The sequence below is a fragment of the Streptomyces sp. NPDC039430 genome (assembly GCF_055639435.1).
Genome location: NZ_JBVKAK010000002.1, coordinates 313696 through 326424, shown reverse-complemented (window position 1 = coordinate 326424; position 12729 = coordinate 313696). Strand labels below are relative to the sequence as shown.

The window sequence follows — 12729 nt, the reverse complement described above, 5'->3', positions numbered from 1 at the left end:
GCCCCGGCGGGTGCAGAGAATCATTCGGCCATTCGTAGGGACTCCACAAAGAATCGCGATCCGCCGAGGGGTACTCGGACAGAGAGCTGGACCACATCCGAGCGCTACTGTGCGACGGGGGATCCCGGCGTACCGTGGTGCCACAAGGGATTTCGCCTTCTGAACGAGCCTCGAACCACGCGCCGTGTGGGCAAGGTCACCATGGGGGACGGATCCATGGGGCGTGTCGGCAGTCCCTAAACTCAGCTTGTTTTCAAGGAGGGAGCCATCGTGCGCAAGGTGCTCATCGCCAACCGTGGCGAAATCGCTGTCCGCGTTGCCCGTGCCTGCCGGGATGCCGGGATCCAGAGCGTAGCCGTCTACGCGGACCCGGACCGGGACGCCCTGCACGTCCGCGCGGCCGACGAGGCGTTCGCCCTGGGCGGTGACACCCCGGCAGCCAGCTATCTCGACATGGCGAAGGTGCTTCAGGCGGCCAAGGACTCCGGCGCGGACGCGATCCACCCCGGCTACGGATTCCTGTCCGAGAACGCCGAATTCGCTCAGGCCGTGCTGGACGCCGGGCTCACCTGGATCGGCCCGCCGCCGCAGGCCATCCGCGACCTCGGCGACAAGGTCGCCGCCCGCCATATCGCCCAGCGCGCCGGTGCCCCGCTGGTCGCCGGCACCCCCGACCCGGTCTCCGGCGCCGACGAGGTCGTCGCGTTCGCCAAGGAGAACGGCCTGCCGATCGCCATCAAGGCGGCCTTCGGCGGCGGCGGACGGGGCCTCAAGGTCGCCCGTACGCTCGAAGAGGTCCCGGAACTGTACGAGTCGGCCGTCCGCGAGGCCGTCGCCGCCTTCGGCCGCGGCGAGTGCTTCGTCGAGCGCTACCTCGACAAGCCGCGCCACGTCGAGACCCAGTGCCTGGCCGACTCCCACGGCAACGTCGTCGTCGTCTCGACCCGCGACTGCTCCCTCCAGCGCCGCCACCAGAAGCTGGTGGAGGAGGCCCCCGCGCCCTTCCTCTCCGACGCCCAGAACGCCGAGCTGTACGCGGCGTCCAAGGCGATCCTCAAGGAGGCCGGCTACGTCGGCGCGGGCACCGTCGAGTTCCTCGTCGGCACCGACGGCACGATCTCCTTCCTGGAGGTCAACACCCGCCTCCAGGTGGAGCACCCGGTCACCGAAGAGGTCACCGGCATCGACCTGGTCCGCGAGATGTTCCGCATCGCCGATGGCGAGGCCCTCGGCTACGGCGACCCGGCCGTGCGCGGGCACTCCTTCGAGTTCCGTATCAACGGCGAGGACCCGGGCCGCGGCTTCCTGCCCGCCCCCGGCACCGTCACCACCTTCGCCCCGCCCACCGGCCCCGGAGTCCGCCTCGACGCGGGCGTCGAGTCCGGCTCGGTCATCGGCCCCGCCTGGGACTCCCTGCTCGCCAAGCTGATCGTCACCGGCGCCACCCGCGAGCAGGCCCTCCAGCGCGCCTCCCGCGCCCTGAACGAGTTCACGGTCGAGGGCATGGCCACGGCGATCCCCTTCCACCGCAAGGTCGTCGTCGACCCGGCCTTCACCTCCGACCCGTTCACCGTCCACACCCGCTGGATGGAAACGGAGTTCACCAACGACATCCCGCCCTTCGCGGCCCCCACCGACACCGAGACGGACGACGAGCCCGGCCGCGAGACCGTCGTCGTCGAGGTCGGCGGCAAGCGCCTCGAAGTCTCGCTGCCGTCCAGCCTGGGCATGACGCTGGCCCGCACCGGCCTCGCCGCCGGCGCCAAGCCCAAGCGCCGCGCCGCCAAGAAGTCCGCCTCGGCGGCCTCGGGCGACACCCTGGCCTCCCCGATGCAGGGCACCATCGTCAAGGTCGCCGTCGAGGAGGGCCAGGAGGTCAAGGAGGGCGACCTCGTCGTCGTCCTCGAAGCCATGAAGATGGAGCAGCCCCTCAACGCGCACCGCTCCGGCACGATCAAGGGCCTCTCCGCGGAAGTCGGCGCGTCCCTCACCTCCGGCGCGACCATCTGCGAGATCAAGGACTGACCCACCGTCGAGGCCCCGCCCGATGTGCTCGGGCGGGGCCTCGACGTGTGCGGTGGCATCCTTGACGCCACGGGCGGAGACAGAGAGGACCCCCAATGGCGAGCAGTACGGCACACGCACTGCCCCGGCCCATGCGCGCCGACGCGCGCCGCAACTACGGACGCCTGCTCACGGAGGCCCGCCGCAGCTTCGCGGAACACGGCACGGACGCCTCCCTGGAGGACATCGCGCGCCGCGCGGGAGTCGGCATCGGCACGCTCTACCGGCACTTCCCGAACCGCCACGCGCTGATGAACGCGGTCTTCCAGGAAGCGCTCGCCTCCCTCATCGACCGTTCCCGCGAACTCGCCGAGTCGGAGCAGCCGTGTGCGGCGCTGGTCGAATGGCTGGGTGCGCTCATCACTCATGCGGGTGAGTACCGCGGGCTCTCGCAGGCGCTCATGTCGGCCTCGCACGACAAGAGTTCGGCGCTGTCGCAGTGCAGCGTGCCGATGCGCGAGGCGGGCGGGCGCCTCCTGGAACGGGCGCAGCGGGCCGGGCACGTACGGCAGGAGGTCTCGATCGACGACCTGTTGCAGCTCACGAACGCGATCGCGCTGGCGGCGGAACAATCGTCGGACCCGAGCCTGGGCGAACGCCTGCTCACACTGACGCTGACGGGCCTACGGCCCTGACGGGTCGTCTGGTGCGTTTCGGCTGGGGCCGGTGGTCTGGTGCGGGTTGTCGCCGGGTGGCGCTCCGGGCCTCGCGCCCGGGACTGCATGCTGTGCTTCCCCGGGGGACACCCCCGGACCCCCGTACGGCGCGTTCTGCCTGGCGATGGTTCGGGCCGGTCGCGCGCCACACATCACGCTCTACGTCCCGGACACGCCCCCCGCGCGCCCCCCTTCACCGCCCGCCACCGACTGGCGCGTCCGTGCGCGAGGGCGGGCGGGGGAGGCGGCGGCATCCTCCCGCCCCCGTACCCCACCAGGCCACAACGCACCCCGCGCCACAGGCGCACAACGCACCCCGCCGGACGGCGCCCCGCACCCCCCGCCGGAGGCGCACCGCTACCGCCGCCGTAAGTCCGCCACCCGCGCCCTCTCCCCCGGTTCCTGCGCCGCCAGCGACGCCGCCGCGCTCCGCAGTTGCGGACCCGGCCCGCCGTTCCCCGGCCCCTGTCCCGGCCCCGCCACATGCGTACGGCGCTGCCCAGGAAGCGGTACGTCACGTCGCGACTGCCGCCCCGCCGGATGCGCCTCACCGCCCGAACCGCCGGCCCCGGCAACGGAACCCGTACCGGCCGCGCCCCCGGACACCCCGCCCGCAGAACCGCCGGCTCCGCCGGCCACCCCGCCGGCCACCGCGATCTGTACGCCTTGGTCCGCCAGCGCCTGAAGCTCCGTCGCCGCGCGGTCGTCATGCGCCGGCGGCTCGTCGGTCACCAGCCTGCTGATGAGATCCGTCGGCACCGTCTGGAACATCGTGTCGGTGCCCAGCTTCGTATGGTCGGCGAGCACCACGACCTCCGCCGCGGCCTGCACCAGCGCCCGGTCGACGCTCGCCGAGAGCATGTTGGACGTGGACAGCCCGCGCTCGGCGGTCAGTCCGCTCCCGGACAGGAACGCGCGGGTGACCCGGAGGCCCTGGAGGGACTGTTCCGCTCCGCTGCCGACCAGCGCGTAGTTCGAGCCGCGTAACGTGCCGCCGGTCATGACGACTTCGACCCGGTTGGCATGCGCGAGCGCCTGCGCGACGAGCAGCGAGTTGGTGACGACGGTCAGACCGGGGATCCGCGCGAGCCGACGGGCCAGCTCCTGCGTGGTCGTACCGGCGCCGACGACCACGGCCTCGCCCTCTTCGACGAGACTCGCGGCGAGATCGGCGATGGCCGTCTTCTCGGCCGTTGCGAGATGGGACTTTTGCGGAAAGCCGGATTCTCGCGTGAATCCGCCCGGCAATACCGCACCGCCGTGCCGGCGGTCGAGGAGTCCTTCGGCCTCCAGCGCCCGCACGTCCCGCCGTACGGTCACTTCGGAGGTCTGGACGACGCGGGCGAGCTCACGGAGCGACACGGCCCCGTTGGCGCGCACCATTTCGAGGATCAATTGGCGACGTTCTGCAGCGAACACGAAACTGACAGTAACCCCAACCGCCGTCTACTTTCAGCAGTTTGCGCCGAATAAGAGAAGTTATACACAGACGGGTACGCACAGTGGTATAAGGCCGGGTCCGGAGCTACCCGACGGGCCCCGCCGTCGCGCTCCGCGGTAATCAACTCGTCGAACTCACCCCATAAGACGATTCAAGTTTGTAATAAGTTCTCCGTAAGGTCTAGACCGCTGTCTCTTAAGACCAGCAAGGTCCTCCCGTACCACACCGCCAATCAGGTTCAACCTCAGCGGAACCGCTTCCCCACAGTGATTCCGCAGTACCCCCACAGCGAGAACAGGAACCACGTACATGTCCCACAGAGCTCGTTCGCGCCGCCCCATCACCTACGTACTCGCCGCACTGGGGGCGGGCGCGATAGCGGCGGCAGGCACTGTCGCCTTCGGGGAGTCCGCTCGCACCGACAGCAGCCCGAAGGCCACTGCCCCGTGTGCCTCCCCGGCCGCCGCCATCAAGCTGGGTACCGCCTGGGAGCTCAACCTGCCCACCAAGGACCCCAATCAGGCGAACAAGCCCCTGACGATCACGCAGCCGCAGCTCGCGGCCTACACGAAGGCTCCGTACTTCACGACGACCTCCGACTGCAAGGCCATCCTCTTCCGCGGTCCGGTCAACGGCACCACCACCCCGAACACCAAGTACCCCCGTTCGGAACTGCGGGAGATGAGCGGCGACGGCTCCAAGATCAAGAGCTGGCCGTCCACCTCCGGCACCCACACCATGACCTTCACCGAGGCCATCACCCATCTGCCGAACGACAAGCCGCATGTGATGGCCGGCCAGATCCACGACAGTGACAGCGACGTCACCTCGTTCCGCCTTGAGGGCACCAAGCTGTACGTCACCTCGTACAACAACCCGCGTTACAAGCTCCTCACCAGCGCCTACAAGCTGGGCACCCCCTTCACGGGCAAGTTCGTCGTCAGTGGCGGCAAGGTGCGCGTCTACTACAACGACGTGCTCAAGGCCACCATCGACGCCAAGTTCGCCAGCGGCTACTTCAAGGCCGGCGCCTACACGCAGGCGAACTGCGCCAACTCCGCGCCCTGCGCAAGCACCAACTACGCCGAAGTCGCCCTCTACAAGGTAGACCTCGAACACAGCTGAGGTCCTGAGGCGTCCTGAAAGGCGGGGTTCCGGAGCGGGTCACCGTTCCGGAACCCCCGCGGAGCGCCCGTCCGTCAGCCCTCCTCGCCGGTCTTCCGGGTGTGCAACTGCCGTGCCACCTCGGCGATCGAGCCCGACAGGGACGGGTAGACCGTGAAGGCGTTCGCGATCTGCTCCACGGTCAGGTTGTTGTCGACGGCGAGCGCGATGGGATGGATCAGTTCGCTGGCGCGCGGTGAGACGACGACCCCGCCGACGACGATCCCGGTGCCGGGGCGGGCGAAGATCTTGACGAAGCCGTCCCTGATGCCCTGCATCTTGGCGCGCGGGTTGCGCAGCAGCGGCAATTTGACGACGCGCGCGTCGATCTTGCCGGCGTCGACGTCCGCCTGGCTGTAACCGACGGTGGCGATCTCCGGGTCGGTGAAGACGTTCGACGAGACGGTCTTCAGGTTGAGCGGGGCGACCGCGTCGCCCAGGAAGTGGTACATCGCGATCCGGCCCTGCATGGCGGCGACCGAGGCGAGAGCGAAGATCCCGGTGACGTCACCGGCGGCGTAGACGCCCGGCGCGGAGGTGCGGGAGACCCGGTCGGTCTTGATGTGGCCCGACTCCTTGACCAGGACGCCGGCCTCCTCCAGGCCCATGCCCGCCGTGTTCGGGATGGCGCCGACGGCCATCAGGCAGTGCGTACCGGAGATGACCCGGCCGTCGGAGAGGGCCACCTCGACCCGGTCGCCCACCCGCTTGGCGGCCTCGGCGCGGGAGCGGGACATCACGTTCATGCCGCGGCGCCGGAAGACGTCCTCCAGCACGCCGGCGGCGTCCGGGTCCTCGCCCGGCAGTACGCGGTCACGGGACGAGACGAGTGTGACGCGCGAGCCGAGCGCCTGGTAGGCACCGGCGAACTCGGCGCCGGTGACACCGGAGCCGACCACGATCAGTTCCTCGGGCAGCTCGTCGAGGTCGTACACCTGCGTCCAGTTGAGGATGCGCTCGCCGTCGGGCTTCGCGTCCGGGATCTCGCGGGGGTGCGCGCCGGTCGCGATCAGCACGGCGTCGGCGGTGAGCGACTCCTCCGTGCCGTCCGCCGCGGTCACGATCACCTGGCGCGAGCCGTCCACGGCCTGTCGGCCGTCGAGCCGCCCGCGCCCGCGCATGACCCGCGCGCCGGCCCGGGTGACGGAGGCCGTGATGTCGTGCGACTGGGCGAGCGCGAGCCGCTTCACACGCCGGTTGACCTTGCCGAGATCGACTCCGACGACGCGGGCCTTCTGCTCAAGCGGAGGGGTGTCGTCCGCGACGATGATGCCCAGTTCCTCGTACGAGGAGTCGAAGGTGGTCATCACCTCGGCCGTCGCGATGAGGGTCTTCGACGGTACGCAGTCGGTGAGCACCGACGCGCCGCCGAGTCCGTCACAGTCGACGACGGTCACTTCCGCGCCGAGCTGGGCCCCTACGAGAGCCGCCTCGTAGCCGCCGGGGCCGCCACCGATGATCACGATCCGGGTCACGAAAAAGTCCGCCTCGCGTTGTCAACCCGGCCCGTCTGCCACCCCGGCCGGGGTTCCGGGGGAGCCCCGGGGGATGCAGTACGTACTCCATTGTCCCGCACGCTTCAAGTGCCTTCCCCCCGGGGTGCCCGGCCTCTCTTTTTTCGGGCTCGGTTCGCCGCCGGACGGGAGAGCCGCCCGCCCCCAGGGGACCCGGTGGCGCCCGGAAGCGAACCGAGCCGTCAAAAAACCGGGCCACGCCCGTACCTCCCGTACCCTCGACCCCATGTCGCTCTACGCCGCGTACGCCGGCAACCTCGACGCGCGGCTGATGACCCGCCGCGCCCCGCACTCCCCGCTGCGCGGCACCGGCTGGCTCAACGGCTGGCGGCTCACCTTCGGCGGCGAGCAGATGGGCTGGGAGGGTGCGCTGGCCACGGTCGTGGAGGCGCCGCGTTCCCAGGTCTTCGTCGCGCTCTACGACATCGCCCCGATGGACGAGGACTCCATGGACCGCTGGGAGGGCGTGGGGCTCGACATCTACCGCCGTATGCGGGTACGGGTACACACCCTGGACGGCGAGGAGCCGACCTGGATGTACGTCCTGAACGGCTACGAGGGCGGTCTCCCCTCGGCGCGCTATCTCGGTGAGCTGGCCGACGCGGCGGAGTCGGCGGGCGCCCCGCACGACTATGTGATGGAGCTGCGCAAGCGCCCCTGTTGACGGGGGCGGACGGGCGGCCGAACCGGGCGCGGCCCCCGGGGGCACCGGGGAAGAACCGGGCGGGAACCGGGGAAGCGGCGCATGGCCGCTGTTTTCGTTGGAAACGACAACACAACGATGTCATGACCGCGCGACCTTCATCTACGCGCGTAGGGCATGACCGGCTACCCTCATCCGCGTGAACGCATCTGTTATCCCGGCCAACGCCGACGGATCCGACCCCCTGGCCGCCGCCGACGCCGCCGCCACCCGCCTGCGCGAGCTGACCGGCGCCGAGACCCATGACGTCGCCCTGGTGATGGGCTCCGGCTGGGCACCGGCGGTCGACGCGCTCGGCACGCCCGAGGCGGAGTTCCCCGTCACCGATCTCCCCGGCTTTCCGCCGCCGGCCGTGGCCGGTCACGGCGGCAGAATCCGCTCGTACCGGATCGCCGAGAAGCGCGCGCTGGTCTTCCTGGGCCGTACGCACTACTACGAGGGCCGCGGCGTCGCCGCCGTCGCGCACGGCGTACGTACCGCGGTCGCGGCGGGCTGCAAGACCATCGTTCTGACCAACGGCTGCGGCGGACTGCGCGAGGGCATGCGCCCCGGTCAGCCCGTGCTGATCAGCGACCACATCAATCTGACGGCCGTCTCCCCCATCGTCGGCGCCAACTTCGTGGACCTCACGGACCTGTACTCGCCGCGGCTGCGCGCGCTGTGCAAGGAGATCGACCCGGCCCTCGAAGAGGGGGTGTACGTGCAGTTCCCCGGCCCGCACTACGAGACGCCGGCCGAGATCAACATGGTCCGTGTCCTGGGCGGCGACCTCGTCGGCATGTCCACCGTCCTGGAGGCCATCGCGGCCCGTGAGGCGGGCGCCGAGGTGCTCGGGATCTCGCTGGTCACGAATCTGGCCGCGGGCATCTCGGGCGAGCCGCTCAACCACGAAGAGGTCCTCCGGGCGGGCCGCGACTCGGCGACGCAGATGGGCGCCCTGCTCGCCCAGGTGCTCGAACGCGTCTAGACGCTGTCTTCGAAGCCGCGCCTGCCTCCGGGCGGACGGCGCTACGTTGAGGACAGGACCTGGGTCCTGTCCGAGCCGGGAACGACATCCCGCCGGGGCCACGCCGTCGGCCCCGGCGTCACAGCTACCAGGAGGTGCCCCCCACCGTGCAGGACGCCACGTATCAGGACCTCATCGCACGGGCCAAGGCCTGGCAGGCCGAGGACCCCGACAGCGACACCCGCGAGGAGCTCGGCAAGATCATCGACGCCGGGGACACCGCCACCCTGGCGGAACGGTTCGCCGGCACGCTCCAGTTCGGCACCGCCGGGCTGCGCGGCGAACTGGGCGCCGGGCCCATGCGGATGAACCGCGCGGTGGTCATCCGCGCCGCGGCCGGACTCGCCGCGTATCTCCGGGCACAGGGCCATGGTGACGGGCTGGTCGTCATCGGCTACGACGCCCGCTACAAGTCCGCCGACTTCGCCCGCGACACCGCGGCCGTGATGACCGGCGCCGGGCTGCGCGCCGCCGTACTGCCCCGGCCGCTGCCGACGCCCGTACTGGCCTTCGCCGTACGGCATCTCGGCGCCGTCGCCGGTGTCGAGGTCACCGCCAGCCACAACCCGCCCCAGGACAACGGCTACAAGGTCTATCTCGGCGGCGGCTCGCAGATCGTGCCGCCCGCGGACGGCGAGATCGCGGCCCGGATCGCCGCGGTCGGCCCGCTGGCCGGCGTGGCCCGGCCCGACGACGGCTGGGAGATCCTCGGCGACGACGTACCGGCCGCGTATCTGGCACGTACGGACGCGGTCCTGACCCCCGGCACCCCGCGCACCGCGCGCGTCGTCCACACGGCGCTGCACGGCGTCGGTACGGAAACCCTCCTGGCCGCCTTCGCCCGCGCCGGTTTCCCCGAGCCCGCGCTCGTGCCGGAGCAGGCCGCGCCCGACCCGGCCTTCCCGACCGTCGCGTTCCCGAACCCGGAGGAGCCGGGCGCGATGGACCTGGCCTTCGCCACCGCGCGGCGCGTACGGCCCGACCTGATCATCGCGAACGACCCGGACGCGGACCGCTGCGCCGTCGCCGTCCCCGACGACACGGCCGTCAGCGGCTGGCGGATGCTGACCGGCGACGAGGTCGGCGCGCTCCTCGCGGCCCATCTCGTCCACAAGGGCGCGACGGGCACCTTCGCCGAGTCGATCGTCTCGTCGTCGCTGCTCGGCCGGATCGCCGGGGCGGCGGAGCTGGGTTACGAGGAGACGCTGACCGGCTTCAAGTGGATCGCCCGTGTCGAGGGCCTGCGGTACGGATACGAGGAGGCGCTCGGCTACTGCGTCGACCCCGACGGCGTCCGCGACAAGGACGGCATCACGGCCGCGCTGCTGGTGGCCGAACTGGCCTCCGAACTCAAGGCCAGGGACCGCACGCTCAGCGACCTGCTGGACGATCTGGCCGTCACCCACGGCCTGCACGCCACGGACCAGCTGTCGGTCCGTGTCCAGGACCTGTCGCTGATCGCCGCCGCGATGCGCCGCCTGCGCGAGAGTCCGCCGACGGAGCTGGCCGGCCTGAACGTCGCCTCCGCCGAGGACCTCACGCGCGGTACGGACGCGCTGCCCCCGACGGACGGCCTGCGCTACCACCTGGAGGGCGCGTACCGTGCCCGCGTCATCGTCAGGCCGAGCGGCACCGAGCCCAAGCTGAAGTGCTACCTGGAGGTCGTGATCCCGGTCGAGGACGCGACGGCCCTGGCGGCGGCACGGGAGACGGCCAGGGCGACGCTGGCCGCGATGAAACGGGACCTGGCGGCGGTGGCCGGCATCTGACCGTTCCGCCGCGCCCGGCCGCCGATCCGGGCCCGCGCCCGGCCGCCGATCCGGGCCCACCACAGCCCACTTGCCCGGTGGCGGATCCCAGCCCCCGCCCCGCGTGGGCGCGTACTCCCAGTAATGTGGCTGACTTCGCAGGGATCCGAGAGACAGCCGCGGTGCCGCGACCGGCACCAGGTCCGGCCGGGGGTACGTGGTGGAGGCGTTGAAGGCGTTACGTGCCGGGGACCCCGGACGGGTGGGGCCCTACCGCCTGGTGGGCCGGCTCGGCTCCGGCGGCATGGGCAGCGTATTCCTGGGGCGGTCGCGGGGCGGTCGCATGGCGGCCGTCAAGGTGGTGCGCCCGGATCTCGCCGAGGACCCGCAGTTCCGGCGCCGGTTCGTCCGTGAGGTCACCGCGATCCGGCGCGTGAACGGCGCCTTCACCGCGGGTGTGGTCGACGCCGATCCCGACGCCACTCCCCCCTGGCTGGCGACGGTCTACGTACCGGGAATGGCGCTGAGCGAGGCCGTCGCCGCGCACGGACCGTGGCCGCAGGAGCGTGTCCTGACGCTCGGTTCCGGGCTGGCCGAGGCGCTGGGGGCGATTCACGCGGCGGGGGTGGTCCACCGTGACCTGAAGCCATCGAACATCCTGCTCGCCCACGACGGCCCGCGCGTGATCGACTTCGGCATCTCGGTCGTCAGCGACGCCAGCGCGCTGACCCAGACCGGGGTGATGGTGGGCACCCCCGGCTTCATGTCCCCCGAGCAGCTGACGGACGAGCGGATCAGCCCGGCCAGCGATGTGTTCTCCCTCGGGGCGGTCCTCGCGTACGCGGCGACGGGAGCCGGACCGTTCGGCACGGGGTCGGCGCACGGGCTCCACTACCGGACGGTGCACGAGCGGCCCGGCCTGGAGCGTCTGCCTCCCGCCCTGCGGCCCCTGGTGGAGCACTGTCTGGCCAAGGACCCCGGCCAGCGCCCCACCGTGGCCGAGCTGATGCGCCAGCTGTCCGGGGCGGGCGCGTACGCCGCGCCTCCGCCGGGCCACGGCTGGCTCCCGGAACCGGTCGCCAGGACCGTACAACTCAAAGCTTCCACGGCCCAGTTCACCGACGCACCGCGGCCCACGGCGCTCCCCTCGTCCGGCATCACCCGGCGCCGGGCGCTGCTCGGCCTCGCGGGGGTCACGGCCGCGGCGGGAATCGGTTACAGCGTCTGGCGGTCCTCCGGCACCGACGACGACATGGGTAACGTCACCCCCGCGCCCGAGGAGACCCCGACGGTCCCCCAGCGGCCCGGCACCCCGCGCTGGACGTCCTCGGTCGCCACGGGCGACGGCCGCGACGACGCCGACGGGGCGCCGGCCGTGGCCAATGGCATGGTCTACTTCCCGGGCCGGAAGAGCCTGTACGCGGTCTCGGCCGACAACGGCACCGAACGGTGGACCCACACCACCGGCGCCACGGACGGCACGCTGGTGCCCATCCCGGCCGTGACCGACGACACCGTCTGCGTGGTGGTCGGCGACGTCCTGCGCGCCCTGCACGCGGACACCGGCGAGCAGAAGTGGGCCTCCTCCGAACTCGACGTCGCCGGCGCGGCCCCGTCGGCTGCCGACGACACCGTCTGCTTCCTGGGCGGCAGCGGCGCCTCCACCGTGCTGTACGCGGTGTCCACATCGACCGAGAAGATCCAGCTGGAGACCTCCGCCGGCCTCGAATACGCCGAATCCGCGCGCATAGCCGACGGCACGGTCTACACCAGCAGCGGCGGCGCCCTGTACGCGTACGACCCGGCCACCGGAAAGCGGAAATGGAAGCACCTGACCCCGGCCGTCCGGATCTCGGACGTGGCCGTGGCCGGTGACACCGTCTACTTCACGATGTCCGGCGAGAACGGCACGTCCGTGTCGGCGGTCTCCACGAGCGGGCAGGAGAAGTGGCTGGTCGCCGCCGAGGACGGCGGCTCGTTCCAGGGTCCCCCGGTCGTGTCCGGCGACTCGCTCTACGTCTGCGGCAGGACCACGCTGTACGCCTTGGCCACGAAGACCGGCGCGCCGAAGTGGAACACCCCCTTCACCACCGAGATCCACCCCACCCCGAGCGCCGGCGACGGCACGGTCTGCGTGGCGGCCGACACCACCCTGCACGCGCTCCACGCGGACACCGGCAAGAAGAAGTGGGACTTCCCCGCCGGTGAACAACTCCGCACGGGCCCGCTGATATCGGGCCCCACGGCCTACGCGACCGACGCGTCAGGCACGCTCTACGCGATCACGGTGTAGGCCGCGGCGCGCCGCGCCGCTCACGGATGCCCGGCACCCCGCCTCGGCAGACCGTCTCCATATCGGTGGCGGTATATCGGTGGCGGTGTACTCGCCGGCCGGCTTCCAGGCACCGGACTCCATGTCTTGAGCGGCCACGG

9 protein-coding genes are annotated in these 12729 nt (G+C 71.4%); 7 read left to right on the top strand and 2 right to left on the bottom strand.

Annotation, left to right across the window (positions count from 1 at the left end; translation table 11 throughout):
* Positions 1–270 precede the first annotated feature (270 nt).
* Together ACZ7LS_RS06460 and ACZ7LS_RS06455 are read left to right on the top strand one after the other, a co-directional pair.
* The gene (locus tag ACZ7LS_RS06460) at positions 271–2025 is read left to right on the top strand and encodes an acetyl/propionyl/methylcrotonyl-CoA carboxylase subunit alpha (protein ID WP_382526678.1); all 1755 of its coding nucleotides are present in this window, start codon (positions 271–273) and stop codon (positions 2023–2025) included.
* 95 nt (positions 2026–2120) lie between these two features.
* Complete coding sequence (locus ACZ7LS_RS06455) at positions 2121–2699, top strand: TetR/AcrR family transcriptional regulator (RefSeq protein ID WP_382526681.1); 579 nt, start codon at positions 2121–2123, stop codon at positions 2697–2699.
* A 378-nt stretch (positions 2700–3077) separates the two neighbouring features.
* Here ACZ7LS_RS06455 and ACZ7LS_RS06450 read toward each other — a convergent pair whose 3' ends face one another.
* The gene (locus ACZ7LS_RS06450) at positions 3078–4103 is read right to left on the bottom strand and encodes a DeoR/GlpR family DNA-binding transcription regulator (protein WP_382526753.1); all 1026 of its coding nucleotides are present in this window, start codon (positions 4101–4103) and stop codon (positions 3078–3080) included.
* 367 nt (positions 4104–4470) lie between these two features.
* On the opposite strand from ACZ7LS_RS06450, the gene ACZ7LS_RS06445 reads away from it, so the two are divergent.
* Positions 4471–5286 carry a polysaccharide lyase family 7 protein gene (locus ACZ7LS_RS06445; protein WP_385132035.1) on the top strand — a complete coding sequence of 272 codons (816 nt, stop codon included), beginning with the start codon at positions 4471–4473 and terminating at the stop codon, positions 5284–5286.
* Positions 5287–5360: 74 nt separating this feature from the next.
* Here ACZ7LS_RS06445 and ACZ7LS_RS06440 read toward each other — a convergent pair whose 3' ends face one another.
* On the bottom strand, positions 5361–6800 hold the full coding sequence (locus ACZ7LS_RS06440; RefSeq protein ID WP_356514289.1) for an NAD(P)H-quinone dehydrogenase: 1440 nt from the start codon (positions 6798–6800) through the stop codon (positions 5361–5363).
* Positions 6801–7065: 265 nt separating this feature from the next.
* On the opposite strand from ACZ7LS_RS06440, the gene ACZ7LS_RS06435 reads away from it, so the two are divergent.
* From ACZ7LS_RS06435 to ACZ7LS_RS06420, 4 genes are all read left to right on the top strand, one after another.
* Positions 7066–7503 (top strand): gamma-glutamylcyclotransferase family protein, encoded by a 438-nt coding sequence (locus ACZ7LS_RS06435; protein WP_030355792.1) that lies wholly within the window; start codon positions 7066–7068, stop codon positions 7501–7503.
* 178 nt (positions 7504–7681) lie between these two features.
* Entirely contained in the window at positions 7682–8509 is an 828-nt protein-coding gene (locus ACZ7LS_RS06430) for a purine-nucleoside phosphorylase (protein WP_382526687.1), read from the top strand.
* A gap of 146 nt (positions 8510–8655) precedes the next feature.
* On the top strand, positions 8656–10317 hold the full coding sequence (locus ACZ7LS_RS06425) for a phospho-sugar mutase (RefSeq protein WP_382526689.1): 1662 nt from the start codon (positions 8656–8658) through the stop codon (positions 10315–10317).
* Between the two features lie 196 nt (positions 10318–10513).
* On the top strand, positions 10514–12589 hold the full coding sequence (locus ACZ7LS_RS06420; protein WP_471063902.1) for a protein kinase domain-containing protein: 2076 nt from the start codon (positions 10514–10516) through the stop codon (positions 12587–12589).
* Positions 12590–12729 lie beyond the last annotated feature (140 nt).

Coding starts and splice junctions, on each gene's coding strand:
- ACZ7LS_RS06455 (WP_382526681.1), top strand. CDS start 2,121: ATGGCGAGCAGTACGGCACACGCACTGCCCCGGCCCATGCGCGCCGAC.
- ACZ7LS_RS06450 (WP_382526753.1), bottom strand. CDS start 4,103: ATGGTGCGCGCCAACGGGGCCGTGTCGCTCCGTGAGCTCGCCCGCGTC.
- ACZ7LS_RS06445 (WP_385132035.1), top strand. CDS start 4,471: ATGTCCCACAGAGCTCGTTCGCGCCGCCCCATCACCTACGTACTCGCC.
- ACZ7LS_RS06435 (WP_030355792.1), top strand. CDS start 7,066: ATGTCGCTCTACGCCGCGTACGCCGGCAACCTCGACGCGCGGCTGATG.